The sequence below is a fragment of the Streptomyces sp. IBSBF 3136 genome, from assembly GCF_036815105.1.
Taxonomy (GTDB): domain Bacteria; phylum Actinomycetota; class Actinomycetes; order Streptomycetales; family Streptomycetaceae; genus Streptomyces.
Map to the genome: position 1 here is coordinate 1 of NZ_JAJSZC010000044.1, position 17,820 is coordinate 17,820.

General features: G+C 70.7%; 13 protein-coding genes and 5 pseudogenes. 8 read left to right on the plus strand and 10 right to left on the minus strand.

The annotated features are described in order from the left end of the window. Positions 1–220: pseudogene (locus tag V7E45_RS12290) on the plus strand (SMI1/KNR4 family protein); the annotation flags it as partial. 411 nt (positions 221–631) lie between these two features. Beyond that, positions 632–1,822, plus strand: a pseudogene (locus V7E45_RS12295) (IS110 family transposase). A gap of 44 nt (positions 1,823–1,866) precedes the next feature. On the opposite strand, the gene V7E45_RS12300 reads toward V7E45_RS12295, so the two are convergent. Further along, complete coding sequence (locus V7E45_RS12300) at positions 1,867–2,175, minus strand: hypothetical protein (RefSeq protein WP_333774160.1); 309 nt, start codon at positions 2,173–2,175, stop codon at positions 1,867–1,869. Positions 2,176–2,329: 154 nt separating this feature from the next. Beyond that, on the minus strand, positions 2,330–2,689 hold the full coding sequence (locus V7E45_RS12305; protein ID WP_333774195.1) for a hypothetical protein: 360 nt from the start codon (positions 2,687–2,689) through the stop codon (positions 2,330–2,332). A 177-nt stretch (positions 2,690–2,866) separates the two neighbouring features. Between V7E45_RS12305 and V7E45_RS12310 the strand changes: the two are divergent. From V7E45_RS12310 to V7E45_RS12320, 3 genes and pseudogenes are all read left to right on the plus strand, one after another. Then, a pseudogene (locus V7E45_RS12310) lies at positions 2,867–4,075 on the plus strand (PP2C family protein-serine/threonine phosphatase). A 369-nt stretch (positions 4,076–4,444) separates the two neighbouring features. Continuing rightward, the gene (locus V7E45_RS12315; protein WP_333774161.1) at positions 4,445–4,888 is read left to right on the plus strand and encodes a cupin domain-containing protein; all 444 of its coding nucleotides are present in this window, start codon (positions 4,445–4,447) and stop codon (positions 4,886–4,888) included. Positions 4,889–5,054: 166 nt separating this feature from the next. Continuing rightward, positions 5,055–5,351 (plus strand): hypothetical protein, encoded by a 297-nt coding sequence (locus tag V7E45_RS12320; RefSeq protein WP_333774162.1) that lies wholly within the window; start codon positions 5,055–5,057, stop codon positions 5,349–5,351. Positions 5,352–5,495: 144 nt separating this feature from the next. Here the strand turns inward: V7E45_RS12320 and V7E45_RS12325 are convergent, their stop codons facing one another. Continuing rightward, a complete protein-coding gene (locus tag V7E45_RS12325) occupies positions 5,496–6,662 on the minus strand; it encodes a serine hydrolase domain-containing protein (protein WP_333774163.1) in 1,167 nt (388 codons plus the stop codon). A gap of 53 nt (positions 6,663–6,715) precedes the next feature. Then, the gene (locus V7E45_RS12330; protein ID WP_333774164.1) at positions 6,716–6,967 is read right to left on the minus strand and encodes a hypothetical protein; all 252 of its coding nucleotides are present in this window, start codon (positions 6,965–6,967) and stop codon (positions 6,716–6,718) included. Positions 6,968–7,528: 561 nt separating this feature from the next. On the opposite strand from V7E45_RS12330, the gene V7E45_RS12335 reads away from it, so the two are divergent. Continuing rightward, the gene (locus tag V7E45_RS12335) at positions 7,529–7,963 is read left to right on the plus strand and encodes a hypothetical protein (protein ID WP_333774165.1); all 435 of its coding nucleotides are present in this window, start codon (positions 7,529–7,531) and stop codon (positions 7,961–7,963) included. 9 nt (positions 7,964–7,972) lie between these two features. Next, complete coding sequence (locus V7E45_RS12340; protein WP_333774166.1) at positions 7,973–8,833, plus strand: alpha/beta fold hydrolase; 861 nt, start codon at positions 7,973–7,975, stop codon at positions 8,831–8,833. Between the two features lie 713 nt (positions 8,834–9,546). Here the strand turns inward: V7E45_RS12340 and V7E45_RS12345 are convergent. Together V7E45_RS12345 and V7E45_RS12350 are read right to left on the minus strand one after the other, a co-directional pair. Continuing rightward, positions 9,547–10,264 (minus strand): annotated as a pseudogene (locus V7E45_RS12345) (TIGR03943 family putative permease subunit); the annotation flags it as partial. Then, positions 10,261–11,027, minus strand: a pseudogene (locus V7E45_RS12350) (permease); the annotation flags it as partial. The pseudogenes V7E45_RS12345 and V7E45_RS12350, both read right to left, overlap by 4 nt. 116 nt (positions 11,028–11,143) lie before the next feature. Between V7E45_RS12350 and V7E45_RS12355 the strand changes: the two are divergent. After that, positions 11,144–12,289 (plus strand): hypothetical protein, encoded by a 1,146-nt coding sequence (locus V7E45_RS12355; RefSeq protein WP_333774167.1) that lies wholly within the window; start codon positions 11,144–11,146, stop codon positions 12,287–12,289. A 356-nt stretch (positions 12,290–12,645) separates the two neighbouring features. Here the strand turns inward: V7E45_RS12355 and V7E45_RS12360 are convergent, their stop codons facing one another. The 4 genes from V7E45_RS12360 to V7E45_RS12380 form a co-directional block, all read right to left on the minus strand. Beyond that, the gene (locus tag V7E45_RS12360; RefSeq protein ID WP_333774168.1) at positions 12,646–12,948 is read right to left on the minus strand and encodes a hypothetical protein; all 303 of its coding nucleotides are present in this window, start codon (positions 12,946–12,948) and stop codon (positions 12,646–12,648) included. A gap of 772 nt (positions 12,949–13,720) precedes the next feature. Further along, entirely contained in the window at positions 13,721–14,326 is a 606-nt protein-coding gene (locus V7E45_RS12370) for a WD40 repeat domain-containing protein (protein ID WP_333774169.1), read from the minus strand. A 435-nt stretch (positions 14,327–14,761) separates the two neighbouring features. Continuing rightward, complete coding sequence (locus V7E45_RS12375) at positions 14,762–15,193, minus strand: ImmA/IrrE family metallo-endopeptidase (protein WP_333774170.1); 432 nt, start codon at positions 15,191–15,193, stop codon at positions 14,762–14,764. Further along, entirely contained in the window at positions 15,144–17,405 is a 2,262-nt protein-coding gene (locus V7E45_RS12380; RefSeq protein ID WP_333774171.1) for an FUSC family protein, read from the minus strand. Before V7E45_RS12380 ends, V7E45_RS12375 begins: the two co-directional genes overlap by 50 nt. Between the last annotated feature and the right edge of the window lie 415 nt (positions 17,406–17,820).

The window sequence follows — 17,820 nt, forward strand, 5'->3', positions numbered from 1 at the left end:
CCCCGAGGACCCGCGGATCAACGCCGCGTTCAACAAGGGGTCCATCGTTCTCGGGGCCGAGGACGGGCCGTCGTTCTGGCTCCTGCTGATCACCGGCCCCCGCCGCGGCGAGGTGTGGATGATCGCCGACGTCGGCGCTATCCCGGTGCCCGGCGACCAGGCATGGGGCTTCGAGGACTGGGTGCGGCGCTGGCACACCGGCGACGACTGGTGGGACTGAATGCTTGCGTCCAGGGCCAAGCGGAACTCGGGCGGACGTCAGGCCGCGCGGGCACAGCCCGTGGGCGGCTCACGGCAAAGGGCGCGGCGCGGGTGGCAACGCGCAGGGCCCGCGTCCGGGCACCCGGAGGGGGGTGTGCCACGGCGCGGGCCCTGGGCCGGCGGACGGTGTCAGTCGGTCCTACGTTGTTGGTGGGTTGGACGGGCCGTCGTAAGGTCCAGAGATCCAGAGACGCCGGGTATGGCTTTCAGTCGGTTGCCCTCGATGGTTCCGCTGACCTGGCCGCCCGGCGTCTCACGACGACTCGACCGCTGATTAGGAGTTGCGGGCCCCTCGGGTGCATCGCTGAGTAGGACCACGCTGGCGAGGTCGTCCGGACGAACAGCACGCATCGAACGACCGGAGGAACAGGTGGCCCAGATCTGGGCGGGCACGGACATCGGCAAGACCCACCACCACTGCGTGGTCCTGGATGCCGAGGGCAGGAAGCTTTTCTCGCGCCGGGTCCTGAACGACGAACCGGAGTTGCTGGCCCTGCTCGCCGACGTCCTGGCCATAGACGAGGACGTGCTCTGGGCGGTCGATGTGGCCGACGGCATGGCCGCCCTGCTGATCAACGTGCTGCTCAACCACGGCCAGCAGCTGGTCTACATACCTGGCCTTCCGGGGCATGGGCAAGACCGACGCGAAGGACGCCGTTGTCATCGCCGACCAGGCCCGGATGCGCCGGGACCTGGCCGTGATCCGGCCGGGCGACGAGCACGCCGTCGAGCTGAGGATCCTCACCGACCGCCGCTCCGATCTGACCGCTGACCGCTGACCGCTGACCGCACCCGCAGGATCAACCGGCTGCGTAGCCAACTCACCGGAATCTTCCCAGCGTTGGAGCGCGTTCTGGACATGGGCAACGTCGGTCCGCTGGTCTTGCTGACCGGCTACCAGACCCCGGCCGCCCTGCGCCGGACCGGCCGCAGCCGCCTGGAAGCCTGGCTGCGCAACCGCAAGGTCCGCGGCGCCGACACCCTGGCCCAAGCCGCCCTGGAGGCTGCAGAACGCCAGCACACCGCCGTCCCCGGGGAGAAGATCGCCGCCCAGGTGATCCACACCCTGGCAAAGGAGGTGATGGGCCTCAACGAGCAGATCACCGAGATCGACAAGCTCATTGCGGCCCGGTTTCGCGAGCATGAGCTCGCTGAAGTGATCACCAGCATGCCCGGCATCGGCCCGCTCCTGGGGGCAGAGTTCCTGGCCGCCACCGCCGGCGACCGGAGTCGCTTCAGTACACCGGATCGCCTTGCCAGCCTGGCCGGAGTCGCGCCGGTGCCCCGCGACTCCGGCCAGGTCAGCGGCAACCTGCGCCGCCCCCGGCGCTATCACCGCGGCCTCCAGCGCGTCTTCTACACCTCGGCGCTGATCAGCATCCGCAGCTGCGAGGAATCCCGCCGCTTCTACGAGCGCAAGCGAGCCGAAGGCAAGCGACGCATCCAGGCGGTCCTCGCCCTGGCCCGTCGGCGGGTCAACGTCCTATGGGCCCTGATCCGTGACGGGAAGAACTACGAGCATGCACTCCCCGTCACATCAGCGGCTGGACAACATCATTAGGAGGTCTGCATCGGCACGTCGATGTAGGTGCGGCTCACTCAGCCCTATTGCCCCTTGTGCGCGCCGTAGTAGGGCTTGAGGTAGCCCCAGTTGCCCTTGCAGGCCCAGTAGACGCCCTGGCCCTTGTTGAGCAGCCCGAGGCTGGTGTAGCTGGTGCCGGGCCCGGTGCGGAAGTTGACGGTGGCGGTGACCCGGGTGTCGAGTTTGACCTGGTGGGTGCACGCGGAGCCCGTCACCGCGCTCGCCGGCGCGGCCGCGGCGAGCGACAGTCCGAGCATCGAGGAGGCGGCCAGGGCCATGGCCCGGGCACGGTGCGCGGGCTTGGTGCGGCGGAGGACGGACGGGAACGGCACGGCAATCTCCCCTTGCTCGGTGGTGGTACAGGGGAGCCTCCAGGCGGGCAGCGGCCCGCAACCGGTGCCGGGCCCGGGCGTGCCAGTGCCCGGCGTGGTGATCGGGGGTGCCGTTCCGTGAGGTGGGACCACTCCCCCGGTGGTGTGTCCGGGCTCAGACGGCGGCCGGTGCGGCCGCGGGCGTGGTGAGGGCCGAGAGCAGGAGTGCGCACAGGGCGGCGGCCAGCAGCGGGAGGATGAAGTGCCCGCCGAGCGGGCCGGCCAGGGCCGTGCCGCCGGCCACGCCCAGGATCGCGCTGGACATCCAGCCGACCGCCTCCGTCGAGGTGCCCGGCGGCGCGAGGGTGGTGACGGCAACGTCCAGGGCCCCGACCATGCCGCCGAGGAAGACCAGCGCGCACAGCAGCAGGCGCATGGCGGGCGGCCGCAGCACGCCCAGCGGGTCCGGGCGGCGTGCCACCGCGCGCCAGGCCCGGGCGGGGCGCGCGGTGGCGAAGACGAGGGAGCCGGCCAAAGAGGCGGCGGCCGCCAGGGCGAGGGCCGCCGCCGCGGATGGCCACGGTCGGCAGGGCGACAGGCCGGGCCGGCAGGCCGTGGTTGGCACCGGGCCTGGGCCGAGCGAAGACTCAAAGGCACCGGTGGCACCGATGGGCCCTTTCGCACCCTTCATCCTCATTGTGCGTGCACGGCTATCGACTACGCGGCCGTCTTCCAAGCGCTGCCCGGTGCGGTGGCCCTGCTGACTCCCGACCTGGTCTTCGCCGACGCCAACATCGCGTTCCTGCGCCGGCCGGCCGCAGCCGCGAGCAGGTCGTGGGCCGCTACCCCTTCGACGTCTTCCCCTCCAACCCGCGGGACCCGTCAGCTTCCGGCGCCCGCAATCTGGAGGAGTCCCTGCGCGCGGTGCTGGCCAACCGCGAGATCGACACCATGGACCTGCAGCGCTACGACGTGGAATCCGCGCAGCGCCCGGGCCAGTGGGAGGAGCGCTACTGGAGCCCGGTCAACGCGCCCGTCTTCGCAGCGGACGGCCACATCGCCCTGGTGATCCACCGCGTCGAGGAAGTCACCGAACTCCTGCGCGCCACCAGCCGCCCCGACGGCGCCCGCCGGCTCGAGGCCAGCTGTTCAGCCGGATGCCGCAGCTGCACGAAGTCAACGAACGCCTGCGCCGCGCCCACGCCCGCGAGCGGGAGGTGGCCCTCGCGCTGCAGCGCGCCATGCTTCCCGTCCCGGCGTCTGTCGGCCCTCACCGGGTCGCTGTGCGCTACCGGCCCGCGGTCGGCTCCCTCAACGTCTGCGGCGACTGGTACGACCTCGTCGAAATCCACGACGGCCACAAAATCGCCGTCGCGGTCGGAGACGTCGTCGGCCACGGCCTGGAGGCCGCCGGCGTCATGGGCCAGCTCCGCAGCGCCCTGTCCGCCACCTCCCGCGTCGCCACTGGCCCCGCGCAGGCCCTCGAAGTCCTCGGCCGCTGCGCACACTCCCTCCCCGGCGCCAAGTCCACCACCGCCGTGAACGCCTTCATCGACTTCAGCCGCCACCTCATCACCTACTCCAGCGTCGGCCACCCTCCCCCGGCCCTGCTCCGCACCGACGGCACCGTGGAGCTCCTGGACCAGGCCACCGACCCCCCGCTGGACGCCGCCTTCGAGCCCAGCCCCGGCCCGAGGCCACCACCGCCTTCACCGACGGCGACACCCTCTTGCTCTACACCGACGGCCTCATCGAACGCCGGCACCAGGACATCGACACCGGCCTCACCCAACTCACCGACGCCCTGACCCGCTACCGAAAACTCACCCACCCCGAAGCCCTCGCCGACGCCGTGATCAACGACCTGATCCCCGCCGAAGGCGTCACAGACGACACCGCCCTCGTCGTCGTCAGCCTGTAAGGCGCCCTCAACACGCGCACCGGCCGATCCGCAACCGAACCCCTCTCGGCCGAGCGCCCGCCAGAACCCGGTCCTCGCCCGGCCAAGACGGCTGACGCACCGCCCGAACCGGACGGCGCGGCGGAGACGGCGGGGGGCGCGCTGGCCGCCGGGCGAGGACGGCGCAGCCGTCGGTTCCCCTGCCGTCGTTCCTGACGGCGGCGGCGCCTCCTCGTCCGGCCCGAACGGCCGGGACCGCCCCTTCCCGGCCTCGCCACGGCCACGGTGAGGTGGCGGTGCGCGTCGATTCCCGGACCAACTGATGCGCGGTCGCTTCCGCACCATCAGCACCGAACGCGCCGGCCGGGGAGTTCGGGCAGGCTGGTCGCCATGAACGTGATCTCCCCGTTGGTGAAGCAGTTGGCGATGGAGCCGCACCCCGAGGGCGGCTGGTTCCGGCGGACCTGGCAGACCGAGGCGCAGACCCTCGCGTACGGCCGCCGCGCCGTGCGCCCCTGCGCGACCGGGATCTACTACCTGCTCCATCCCGGTGAGGTCTCACGCTGGCACCGGGTTAGGTCGGACGAGATGTGGCTGTGGCACCGCGGCCACCCCCTGACCCTGCGGCTCGGCGGCCACGGCCCCGACCCGGAACCGGACCCCGACCCGGCGCGGACGGTGCTCCTCGGTCCCGCTGTGGAACGCGGGCAACGGCCCCAGTACCTCGTCCCGGCCGGCGCCTGGCAGACCGCCCGGTGCGAGGGCGACGAGCCGGTGCTGGTCTCGTGCATCGTCGCACCCGGCTTCCACTACGACGACTTCGAGATGCGCTGACCGGGCCGGTCCGGCAGCCCGACCGGGCGGTGAGGAAGTGGTCGCAGGTACGGCCGATACGTCGCCGCCCGGACACCCCCGTCCTCCCACTACTCCCGGAATTGCTGCTCGCGCAGTCACCGACGACCGAGTACACCGGCGTCCTTGCCGCCACGATCCCCTCAGTGTGCTGAACGCGCTGGGGACGCCGGACGAGGCGGTACGGGTAGCCCGCCGGCTGAACGTGGACCGGATGCCTACGGCGGAGCGGCGGGCTCGGACATGGAGCGACGTCGCCCGCATGTGGAACGCGCTCGGAGACGGCAAGCAGACGTTCGCCGCGCTGCGGCGGGTCGAGCGGGAGGCACCGCAGGAGGTGCGCCGGCCCTCGTTGCGGGCGCTGACATCCGGGCTGCTGTACGGGCCGACCCGTATTGAGGGCGTCCACGAGTTCGCAGCCCGCACCGGCGCCCTGGCTGGTTGAACCGGTCCAGGCATAGACGAGCGGTCCCGGCGGAGGCCGGTAGCCGTGAGGGCGCGGTGCGCCACCATATCTAGCATTGGTCTAAACCACCAGAGAAGGGTGGGCGGGCGGTTCGGCCGAAACCGACCCGCCGCGCACCCGGGGTCACAAGGCGCGGTAGAGGGCTTCGACCAGTGCCATCTTCCGCGGGTCGTCGGCGATATGAGGCCCCATCCGGTTCATGACGTACCCCAGTGACACCCCCGCCTCGGGGTCGGCCAGTCCGCAGGAGCCGCCGAAGCCGTCGTGCCCGAAAGCCCTCGGGTTTGGCCCGTAGGAGCCGTTCGGCCCGCTCAGCCACAGGCCGAGCCCGATCTCCGTAATGGTGCCGAGTCCGGGACCGAGCACCAGGTCCCGGCACCTGCCCTGCCCCTCGCGCACCCGCTCCGCCGATTCGGGGGACAGTACGCGCTGGCCGCCGTACGACCCTCGTCCCGCGAAGATCCCGTACAGGGCGGCGACGGCCCGCGCCGTGCCGTGGCCGTTCGCGGCCGGGATCTCCGCGGCCCGCCACTCCGGCGTGTTCGCCTCGGCCGCGCCCACCAGGGGATTGGCCAGCGCGGCGAGTACCGCCGGCGTCAACAGGCCGAAGGCCGCGGCCTGTTCGCTGTCGGAGGCGGCCGGCGGATGCACCAGCTCGGCGCCCCGCCCCGCCGCCTTCTCGGGCAGGCCGATGGTGAAGTCGACCCCCAGCGGCCCGGTCACCTCCTGCTCCAGGAAGGCCCCGGGCCCCAGCCCCGAGATCCGCCGTACGACCTCCCCGACCAGGTGGCCGAAGGTGATCGCGTGATAGCCGGACACCGTCCCCGGCTCCCACCACGGCTCCGTCGCCGCCAGCCGCCGTGTCGTCAGCCCCCAGTCGTAGAGCTGCTCGACCGAGTGCGGCTCGCGCAGGCCCGACAGGCCTGACCGGTGCGACAGCAGATGCCGTACGAGGACCTTCTCCTTACCGGCCGCGGCGAACTCGGGCCAGTACTCGGCCACCGGCGCGTCGAAGTCGAGGAGCCCCCGGTCCGCCAGGAGGTGCGCGCACAGCGCGGTCGGGCCCTTCGAGGTCGACCACACGTTGACCAGGGTGTCCCGCTCCCACGGCCGGGTGCGGTCCGCGTCGGCCCAGCCGCCCCACAGATCCACCACGACCTCGCCGCCGACGGTCACCGTGACTGCGGCGCCCAGCTCCCCCCGCTCACGGAAGTTCTCCTCGAACGCCGTCCGCACCGCCTCGAACCGCGCGTCGCAGTGTCCCCGCGCGACTGGCTCACGTTCCGCCATGGACCCCTCCGTCCTCCGCCGGAAGCTCGGGCCGCACCGCCGCGATCCGGGCCTCATGAACATACCGACTGGTCGGACTGGAGGGAAGGTCGGAGAAAGGACAGGTCGCCGGCCGGCTCCTCGTGACCGTCCTTGGTGTGCCAGTAGTGCCGTGTCTCGACCGCCAGACCGGCCTCGTCGAACCGCGCGAACACGCAGCCCGCCAGGGTGGACGGCGCTCCCTCCTCCTCGGCGAGCACCCGGAACTCGGCCACCGCCACCCCCTCCGGGCCGACGACCGGCGCCGAGAAGCGCACGTCCGTCACCGCTCTGCGGCTACTGGCCGAGCTGCGCGGCTGCGTCGGCCGCCGGCGTCGCGCGCCTCGACGATGGATCAGCCCACGAAGAAAGGTATGGATCGGGGGACGCACGCGATGGCGACCTGCGTCTGCGCGACATCGCCGCAGCCTGCCACATCACCGAGCGCACCGCCCAGGGCATCGTCACGCGAGCACTGAAAACCGGATCTCTCGATTCACCCCCAGCCCCGCTGTCCTGACAAGGCAGAGCCGCATCGGGGGTACCCGCCAGGCTGCCGAAGCGCTGCTCGCGCAGCAGCTCTTCACCGGCGCGCCCGCCTTTAACGCGCAGCACCGCGTGCCCGCTCATAAAGCGGACATCTGGCCGCGGGGAGGCAGCGTGGCGCCGCGACGCGGCTGGGCTGCTGCGGTCTGCCCGGCGGCCCGGCACCCGGATTGCGGGCGGCTGACAGGATGCCCAGGCTGGAAGGAGCGAGGCCGGGAAGTGGCCGTCGGCCGCGCCGGCCGGTCACCGTGCCGGTGCGACGTCCCGGCGTACGCCAGCGACGACACGTCTCGAGGTGACACATGACATCAGCGACGACGACCGACGCGGCGGAGGAGTTCCGCCGGCTGAGCGACGACGATCCGGAACTGCAGGCTCACGGCACGTACTACTCGTGCAGCTTCCTGCTGGACATGGACCCCCACCGGTTCCTCGTGCGGATGCACAAAGGAAAGGTGGACGAACTGATCACCGACCCCGAGCCATTGGCGGCCTACGACTTCGCGATCCGCGCGGACGCGGAGACATGGCAGGGCTTCTGCCGGCAGACGCCTCCGCCGATGTGCCACGGCATCTGGGCGGCCACGTTCCGGCGGGGCATGCGCCTGGAGGGCGACCTGCTCGTGCTCATGCAAAACCTGCGCTGCGTGACCCGGCAGCTGGAGCTGCTGCGCGTCACGGGCCCCCTCGGGCCGGTGGACGAGGCCGGTCCCGCCCCATCCTCTCGTGAGACATAGGAGCTCCCCATGGTCAGCGGCAGGATCTCTCCGGTCACCGGCCACTACGTCACCATCGACGTGGAGGACGCACAGTACAAGGTGTTCTACCTGGAGAACGGGCAGGGCACGCCTCTGGTGTGCCAGCACACCGCGGGCTGCCACAACCACCAGTGGCGGGGCCTCCTCGAGGACGAGGAGATCACCAGCCGCTACCGGGTGATCGCCTACGACCTCCCCCGGCACGGCAAGTCGGACCCGCCGTCGAATCAGGAGTGGTGGAAGGAGGAGTATCGACTCACCGCGGACCACTTCACGTCCTTCATCGTCGCCTTCTGCGACGCCCTCGAACTGCAGGACCCGATCTTCATGGGGTCGTCGTTCGGGGGGAACGTGGCCCTGCAACTAGCCCTGCGGCACCCGGACCGGTTCAAAGCGGTGATCCCCGTCGAGGGCGCGGACTACTCACCCGGCTTCTACCTCGACTGGTGGCAGCATCCCCACGCCAATGCCGCCCAGGTGTGCGCCAGCGGCGTGTGGGACCTCATGGCACCGCAGTCCCCGGAGCAGGACCGCTGGGCCACCTGGTTCTACTACACCCAGGGATCGGAGGCGTTCAAGGGCGACCTGTACTTCTACTCCGTCGACCACGATCTGAGGGACCGGCTGGACGACATCGACGGCGACCGGTGTCCCGTGATCATGCTGACCGGCGAGTACGACTACCTCACCACCCCCGAGGACGGGCGCCGGACCGCAGAGGCCATCCGCGGAGCGGAGTTCATCGAGATGAAGGAGATCGGCCACTTCCCTATGAGCGAGAACCACCCGCGCTTCGCCCAATACCTGGGGCAGGCCCTGGAGCGGATCGAGAAGCGGACCGGCTCCTGAGGCCACGGCGTACGTCCGTGTGTCCCACACCCACGGTCGCACGCGTACCACCGGCCACTTCAACCGCTGGTCACCACCCGGAGACCCGGACGTCAGCGAGGGCGCTGGAGCAGCGCGAACCGCGCGCCGTCCGGGTCCGTCACCTGGGCCACGCGTCCGTGGGCCCCATCATGGGCTAGGTACGAGGACCCGGCCGCCGAAGCGGGGGAGACGCTGCAGCGCCTCGTCGCATCGAGGGCAGCTGTCCCTGGCGGCCGACGGTGGTCTCGATCAACCGGACGACAGCGGTATGGCGATCGGTGAGCCCGACAGGCCACTCCCAGCGGGCCAAGTCGAATGAGAGTTCCGTACGGAGCCGACGACGTGAGTTCCCGCTATGCCCGACGGGTGCCGGTCCAGTCGTGGCAGCGCGGCTGCGACTGGACGGTGCTTCGCGAGCAAGGGGGGCCGCGCAGCTTAGGACACCGCGCGGCGGGGTCCAATGTCCCGTCTCCCGCAGCACTCGGCCGGGGCGCTCACGGGTGCGCCCGCCTTCGCTCACCAGGCGCTCGGCCCCGGTCTCTGCGGAGCGGCCCTCCCATGCCCGGCGCCGGTGCACCGGCGAGCAGTAGCGCGGCGGACGGCCTCGGCCGCTGTAAGCCCGGCCCACGGCCTACGCCCCCCTCGCCCTGCACACCTCGTGCAGCCCTAAGTTCGCTGCTGGCTGCTGAGTCGGGTGTGAGCGGCCGGTCGTCCGTGTAGGCATGGACCCGGTGGGGTGATCGGTCTGGTGCCGTGGATGTCGAGGGCGGCTTCGGCGGCCCTTGTGCCGAGCGTGCCCTTCGGGTGCCAGGTGCCGGTCACCGCCAGCCAGGTGTTGGCGGATGGGGCTTGAGTCCCGTACATCCGTACCTTCACGGACTGCGAGTCCGCCGCACAGCAGGTGAAGATGATCCGGGTCAGATACCAGCCGTCCCCCTGCTTGGCCGGGGTGACGAAGCCGGTCATCAGGATGGTGCGGCCCTTGATGGCCAGTGCGCGGTCCTGGCGGACGCGGGCGGTGAAGTCCGTGAGGGTCATGGGCAGCGGTGAGGTCGCGGGCAGCGGAGCGAACTGGTTGTGCTCCTTGACCGCCTTGTCGTTCGAGCGTGCCGCGGTGTACGCGCCGAGGGCCGGCGGGGCGTAGAAGAGCAGACTCAGCGCGGGCATGAACAGCAGCCAGGCGATGCGCGGTGCGCCGGAGTGACCGTGCCCGTCGTCGGCATGCTCATCCCATCCCCTGTCGAGCGCCGCACCCGCCAGGCCGAGCAGCACCAGCAGGAAGCCGGAGATGATCAGCAGCGGGCGCAGCCCTTCCTTGACGTACCGCAGGTAGAGGTCGGTGAGGACCGCGGAGTGCAGCAGACCGGCGCCGGTCAGGACCAGGAGTGACGCCTGTACGGGGCGTCTCACAGCAGCGCGCCTCCGATCAGTGCGCTGGCGGCGACCGCCACCACGGTGGTCGCGGTGGAAAAACGCCAGGCGAACTCCCGCCCGAACGTCCCTGCCTGAAGCGCGATCAGCTTCAGGTCGACCATCGGCCCGACCACCATGAACGCGAGCCGCGCGGTCGGCGAGAACCCGGTCAACGATGCCGCGACGAAAGCGTCGGCCTCCGAGCACACCGCCAGCACCACAGCCGGTCCGGCCAGGAAAAGGACCGACCACCTCGGTAATCCGGAGAACGTGTCGAGGACGGAGCGCGGCACGGTCACGTTGAAGGTGGCCGCCGCCATGGCACCGAGGACGAGGAAGCCCCCGGCGTGCAGGAGGTCGTGCTGGAAGCCGAGACGGAACTCGGTCCACCGGCTGTGACCGTGCCGGTGACCGGTGTGCCGGACGGTCGGCCGGCCGCAGCCATTCCTCCCGGCCCAGCCAGAGCCACAACCAGCCCATCGCGGCGGCGGTCGCGAGCGAGGCGAGCAGGCCGGGCCACGACCATCGCCGGACTGCCGGGGAAAGCTACAGCGGTGGCGGTCAGTACCACCGGGTTGATCGCGGGCGCGGTGAGTAGAAAAGCGAAGGCGGCGGCCGGGGTGACACCCCGGCAAATCAGGCTGTTCGCGACCGGCACGGAGGCGCACTCGCAGCCGGGTAGCACGGCGCCTGCCACGCCGGCCACCGGGACTGCGAGCGTGGGTCGCTTCGGCAGCACCCGCGTGAACAGCTCGGCGGGTAAAGGCCGTTGGCGAGCCGCACGCAAGGAACCCGCGGCCTCCGAACCCGCTCTTACCGGGTGGTGTTGTGATGGGCGGGAAAGGGTGACCGGCGTGACGGGAAGGACGGAGGATCGTGCAATTCGGGCGTTACCCGGTGCGGTGGCACATCGTGCTGCTCACCCTGTGGACGGTCGTCTGGTTCGCGGTGGCCGAACGGCACGCGGCCGTGTCCTGGCACTATCTTCGACAGGGTGAGCAGCTGCTCTTCGGCCAGGCGAACGGCGGCGGACTCGCCCTCTACGCCAACCACCCCGAGTTGCAGATTGGTCCCGTCAGCTTCCTGGTCGCCGGACTTTTCGCACCCTTCCCCGCCGAGCTCGGTGAGAAGCTCGCCGACGCGTTCATGTCCGGCCTCGGCCTCTACATGCTCGTCCTGGTCGGCCGTGCCGCCGCCGACCATTACCTCGGTACGGGCGTCAACCACAAGCGCCTCCAGCAACGTGTCCTCATCGCCGGCGCCGCATTCATCCCCATGTGGGTAGAGGTCGCGGTCCGTTTCGCCCACCTCGACGACGTCCTCGCCCTGTTCTTCACCACGCTTGCCGTCCGCGCACTGGTCCGGGGCAACGCCACGGCGGTGGGCGTCCTCCTGGCTCTCGCGGTCGACTCCAAGCCATGGGCCGTCGGCTTCCTGCCCCTGCTGCTCGCCTTGCCCTGCCCGCCCCGCCTGCGCGCCACGGCCTGGACGTTCGGCCTGGTGGCGGTGGCCTGGCTGCCCTTCTACCTGACCCACCTGGAAACTCTGCACGCGGCCCGCTTCACGATCCCCAACCAGCCCGCGTCCTCACTGCGCTGGTTCGGCGTCGACGACCCCCGGACCCCCTGGTGGGACCGCCCCGCACAGTTGGCCCTCGGCATGGGCCTGGGCGCCCTGGCAGTACGACGCGGACGCTGGTCGGCGTTGGTGTTCCTGGCGGCCGACGCCCGTATCGTCCTCGACCCCAGCGTGTACACGTACTACAACGCCTCGGTCCTGCTCGGCACCCTGATCTGGGACTCGATCGGCCAGCGCCGCCTGGTCCCGTGGGTCAGCTGGATCGCCCTGATCTCCCTGTACGGCAGCGCCCTGCTGATCCCGTCGGACGCCACCCGGGGCTTCATCCGCCTGGCGTTCTGCCTGGGCTCGGCGGCGTACGTCCTTCTGTGGCCCCAGCGTCCCCCACGCGGCGACCGCCGCCCCGGACGCGAGCCGGTGCAAGGGGCGCTCGCCAGGAACTGAAACGGGCGCTCATCGGAAAGCGAGGACTCAGACGAGCGTGGCGATGCGGAAGGGATGCCCGCCCGGGCCCCAGCAGCACGCGCCACCGAGCAGGTCGACGTCGTCAGCGACCTCCTCGGCGTCGGTGTGCTCCGACATCACGGCGTGGACGGTGACCTTGACTTCTGGTGTCTTGCCCAGAGCGTAGGGGGGGCAGGGTCGCGAAGCAGTCACCAGGTGAGCAACGCGGTCGCCAGGGCGGCCAGGGCCAACGCCGCCACCCGCAGGTTCTTCTTGCGCGTTCCGGGCATCGGTACCACCCCGGTACGACGTGGATGATGCCCGCCTCTCGCTGTACTGAGCACTCGCCGAACGGGTCAGCCCCGCTGCCGGCGGTACAGGTCGATGGCCGCCTGCGTCGGGTAGTTGGGCATGGTGACGGCCTCGCCGGTCTCCTTGGAGACCACGATCTTGCTGCCGCCGGGGGGAGCCGGCTGAGGCCGTCCGGCGGCGTCCGCGACCGGCGGGAACACCGCGTGCACCAGGTAGCCGATGTCGAACTCCTCGACCCGGAGTTCGGCGGGCGAGCCGTCGGGCAGTCTGGGCTCGGCGAAGCGGCTGCGGACGATGCCGAGGGCCTGTTCAAGGGTGGTCGGCGGGGCTGGGTGGTCCGAGGTCACAGAATGCTCTCCCTGATTCCGAAGCGTTGAGTGCTGGATCTCCAGGCCTGTCAGACGAGCCCCTACCACATCTGCTCGGCGATCAGTGACTCTTAGGCCGTCTACTTCGGATCACCTGGCCGACAGATGAAGAATGGCGGGCGGTGTGGAGTCCGGCGAGGTAAATGGTCGCGGTATTGTCATATCGAGTGGCCAGGCCTCGCCACCGCTTGAGCTCGTTGGTGCACCGCTCGACGGTGTTGCGCCGCTTGTATGCCTCCCGATCGAAGGCCGGCGGACGGCCGCCTGATCGCCCTCGCTTCTTGCGCTTGGCGACCTGGTCGGAAGGCTGGGGGGCACCGCCCGGATTCCGCGCTTACGGATATGGGGCCGGATCGCGCGGGACGAGTGGGCCTTATCGGCCAGGACCATCTCCTGGTGTGGTCCTGGGTCGGCCGATTCGCCACCGCACCCGCACGGCTGACCCATGACCTCGGGAAGGCGGGTGCATCACCAGCCTGGGCGGGGGCCCGCCGCGGGACCGTCCGCGGGCATGGTCGTCCGGCTCGCGTGCCGGGGCCCCTTTTGACGGCCCCGGCAGTGTGCTGGTCGATCCAGTCGAGGTCACCTTCGGCATCGGCCTGGGCCAGCAGATCGGTGAGGACCTTCTCCCAGTTGCCGTCGGCGGCCCACTTCCGCAGCCGGTTGTGGGCTCCCTTCCACGACCCGAAGTGCTCGGGCGGATCCATGCACGGCGTACCCGTGCGGTACTTGAACGCGGTCGCGCCGCGGGTCAGCAGGTGCGCCGGTACGGGAGATCCGGGAGATACGTCTTCCAGACGGACTCGGACAGCCCCGAACCGGCGCGCTCGCAGACCTCGGTGATCAGGTGGTGCGGGTTCAAGTCGTACCGCTGTTCGGGGACGTGGGTGCCGGAGGCGTGGAGCGACCCGTCGGCGCCGAACGCGAGGGCGCGTATCTCGTCGCCCTGGGTGGGCAGGGTGGTCCCCAGGAGTCGTTGGGACGCCGGGTCCCACAGTTGGAGACCGCCCGCCGAACCGGCGACGGCGAGCGTACGCCCGTCGTGGGAGAAGGCGAGCGCGGTCACCGCGCCGGTGGTGTCCGTCGTCGGGTCGGACGTGGTGCCGTCCAACACACCGAGGCGCACCCGCGCGGTCCCGTCCCAGAGGGTGACCCGGCCCAGGACGTCTCCCACGGCCAGCCGTGAGCCGTCGGGGCCGAAGGCCGCTGTGGTGATCAGGTCCTCGCCGAGCACGCGCGGCTCCATGCGCCCGGCGCGCAGGTCGGCGACCAGGCCCTCCTGGGTGACCAGGGCGGCCCCGTCGTACCCCCCGGTCAGCCTGCCTCCGTGTCCAGTCCCGAGGCGTCCAGAATCCAACCACCGGCTCCCTGGTGGCCCACGGTGACGCATGTCTGACGTTACGTCATCCCCGCTGCCGGGACGGCCGGTTCCGCGTGCTGTCGCTGTCTGCGGCGTTCCACGACTTCGGGTTGCGGGGCTTTTTCATGCCGTTCGCCTTGTTTCTGCCGGGCGTTGCCATGTTCGCGCAGGGGACGTCCGAGGTCATGCTCGGCTGGTCCTGCCGGCCGTCCATGGGGCCTTCGGCGAGAACGCCGTACTGCCGTTGAGGTCCGGGACAGGACTCGCGTCCGGTGACGGCGGCCTCCTTGGAAGAGGTGCTGCACTTGCGTGATCATGGTGATCTCGATCGGGCAGGAGGAAGCCGGCACCGTGACGACGGCACCAGCACCGGATGTCCCTCGTCGCGCCGCCGTACGGGTCAACCGTAGAAGCACGCCCTCTGGAAGCCGTTCAGTTTGCCGGAGCGCCGTCATCGGTGCGGCAGGCGAGTCTCACCGAGACGGACACCACGCCGTCCACGCCTCGGCACAGCCGCTCGATCACCGTGGTCAGGCTCCTGTTCCGGCCGCCGGGGATGCGGTGTTCGGAGTGCAGGACCAGGTGGCCGAGTTCGTGGGCGGCGTCGAACCGGCCACGTTCGCCGGTCTTGCGGGTACTGAGGAAGACGTATGGCGTGCCGGAGTAGGTGGTGGAAAAGGCGTCCGCGTCCAGGCAGTCGGGAGCCAGGGAGAACACCCTGACGCCGACCTGCCGGCATCGTCGCGCCCGCCAGGACCATGACGCCCCGTCAGTCCGACCCCCGCCGCGATCGCCCACCGCGGGCGCCGGCGTCCTACCGGCCCGCGGCAGCTGTCTCCGCCGGCCGGGTGTCCGGCTCGGCATGCGGTTCCTTGAATCCCATGCCGAGCGGGCGGGCGAGTCCCAGGACGTCTTCGTCCACCCGCTGCAGATGGCGCAGTGCCACCTGAGTGAGCCGGTTTCGCTGCTGCTCCGTCTCCGGCGCCGCCCGCCTTCCGGATCCGGGGGCGTGAGGGGCTTGGGAGTCCTTCTGCGCGGTGGCGGTTCCCGCCTCGGCGTCGAGAGGCTCCCGGCAGTCACCCTTGGTCTGCAGGCAGTCGATGAGCGCGCCGAGGTTGCGGTCTACGCGTCCTGCCGCCTCGGATAGCCGCGCATCGCTCACGATCCCCCGGCTGCCTGGCGCGGGCTGGGCCAGGGCCGCGAGGTTGCGGGCGTGGTAGGCGGCCGTCTCCAGCAGTCCCAGGACGTAGCGGGTGAGCCGCCGGCGACGGCGCAAGGGGGTGATCGGATGACGCAGCGGCAGAGTGGTGGTCCGCAGATCGGCCAGTGCGCTGTCCAAGGCCCGTGAACGGTGGAGCAGGTCGACGGGGCGACCGCCGCCGAGCTCGGCCACACCCTGGCCGGTCACCTCACGCAGTCGTGACAGCACTTCGCGGATCTGCTCCTCGGTGCGCTCCTGCGTCCGCACCGGCAACACCACCAGGCCCACCACGACCGCACAGGCGGCCCCCAGCGCGGACTCACTCAGCCGTATCACGAGCAGGTCCGGGGTGAAGCTGTGCAACAGCGTGTAAAGCAGCCCGATCATCGCGGTGACGAAGAAGGACACCACCGCATAGGAGATCGCGTAGAAAGTCCCGAACAGGCACAGCATGACCAGCGTGAACGCGGCCCAGGGCTGGTTGCCGACCAGGCCGGCCAAGCCGATTCCGGCCAGGACGCCAAGCAGAGTGCCCACCAGACGCCGGGACCCTTTGACGAGGATTTCTCCGGTCGAGGAGGTGTTGACGAACACCACCCAGCAGGTGAAGACGGCCCAGTACCAGCGCTGCGGCGACAGCAGTTCGCCGCCCACGATCGCCAGAGCCGAGGCGAGGGAAACCTGCACCGCGATGCGGGTGGTCGTGCGTTCCAGGCCGGCCGGTTCGCCCTCCTCCTCGCGCCCCTCCCGCGTGGCGTCCTCGGCGTCGAGGACGGCGTCTTCGGTCTGCAGCTCCTCCCGGCAGCGCACGGTCTCGGGGCTGTCATCCGGACTCTCCTCGCTCTCGTCGGGCCCGGTCAGGGCCAGGCGCAGGCCGAGCAGGGCTCGGCTGACGTCGCCGATCGCCCGGAACACGTCCTGCACGGCAGGGGGCGCGTCGGGCAGCCGTTCGTCGTCGCGGTAGCCCAGGAGCCGGTCCCGCACGATCTTCAGGCCGACACCGTGGTCGCTGCCGGGAGCCCGCCCGGCGACCACTTTGAGCGCGTGCAGATCGGCGATGAGACGGTGGATGACCTGCTCGTCGGCCGTGCGCAGCGGTGCCGAGACGACCGGTGGCACGCGGCCGGTGCGCTCGGTGATGTCGCTGGCGACGGGATTGACCCCCTGCAGGCCGAGCGCCCCTGTCAGCAGGACCGCGAGGTGTTCGGCGGCGACTTCTGCCTCGGCGATGCGCCGCTGGACATGGGCTGCCGTGCAGTGCTCCCGGATCGTGTCCTCCAAGTGGTCCTGGATCATCAGTGCTGCCTGATGCAGGGCAGCCGTGCTCCGCCGCAGACGGCGCACGGCCCGTTCGGCGCCGGGTGTTCCCGGCTTCTGCCGAGCGAGGTCGATGATTGCCTCGAGGTGCTGCACCAGTCGCGCGCGGAACGCCTCAAGCAGTCGTCGCAGGGTGCCCTGGGGCGACGTCGGGACGAGCCCGAACCTCACCACCGCACTGCAGACCGCACCGATCACCAGCAGCAGGCACAGCTGAGGCAGCCACTGCGGGTAAGGCCTGACGAACTGGGTGATGAAGAACATCTGGAAGGCGATGACGCCCAACGCTTTGCACCGTTTGCTGAACCGTCGCGCGTAAGCGGCCGCGAAGATCACCAGGACGCAGACCACGTCGCTCACCAATCGGTGGTGCACCAGCAGGGCTCCGAAAGCCAACGCGGTCAGACCGGTCGGCAGTCCCAGAGCCAGCGTGATCGCCTGATCCCGCCGGTGCGGATCGGAGACGGCGAACGAGAAGACCTCCGCCGCCGTCGCACCGGTGACCAGGAGCGGAAGAGGGATGTGCAGGGCACTCATCACGGCGACGGACAGCAGCACGCTCAAGACGATGCGCAGCGCGTTCAGCAGCCGGATGAACCCGGGATCGGAGGCGATGACCCGGTCCCAGGCGGACCTCCAGACATCTTCGACCCGCCCGGCCGGCCCCAGAGTGCCTGCGGGTACTCGTTGCTGCGCGGTGTCCTGGTCCGTGGCTGGGCCTCCAGAAGCGTTCCGGCCCCCGGTAACGGCTTTCGTGCGGCCCCCGACCGGCGTGCGGGCGGGCCGCCCGGCGTGGCCGGGCACCCTCAACCAGACGGGTACCCGCATGCACCACGATCACCGTGTTCCGCCGGCGGCTGCACCTCCCTCAAGACTGACAGTCCTCCCCCGGTGTGACAGTCGGCGCGGCGTTGATCTTGCCGGTCGAAGGGTTCGGCGTTAGCCGTCGCCGTCGAGCGGTCACTCCAGGGCG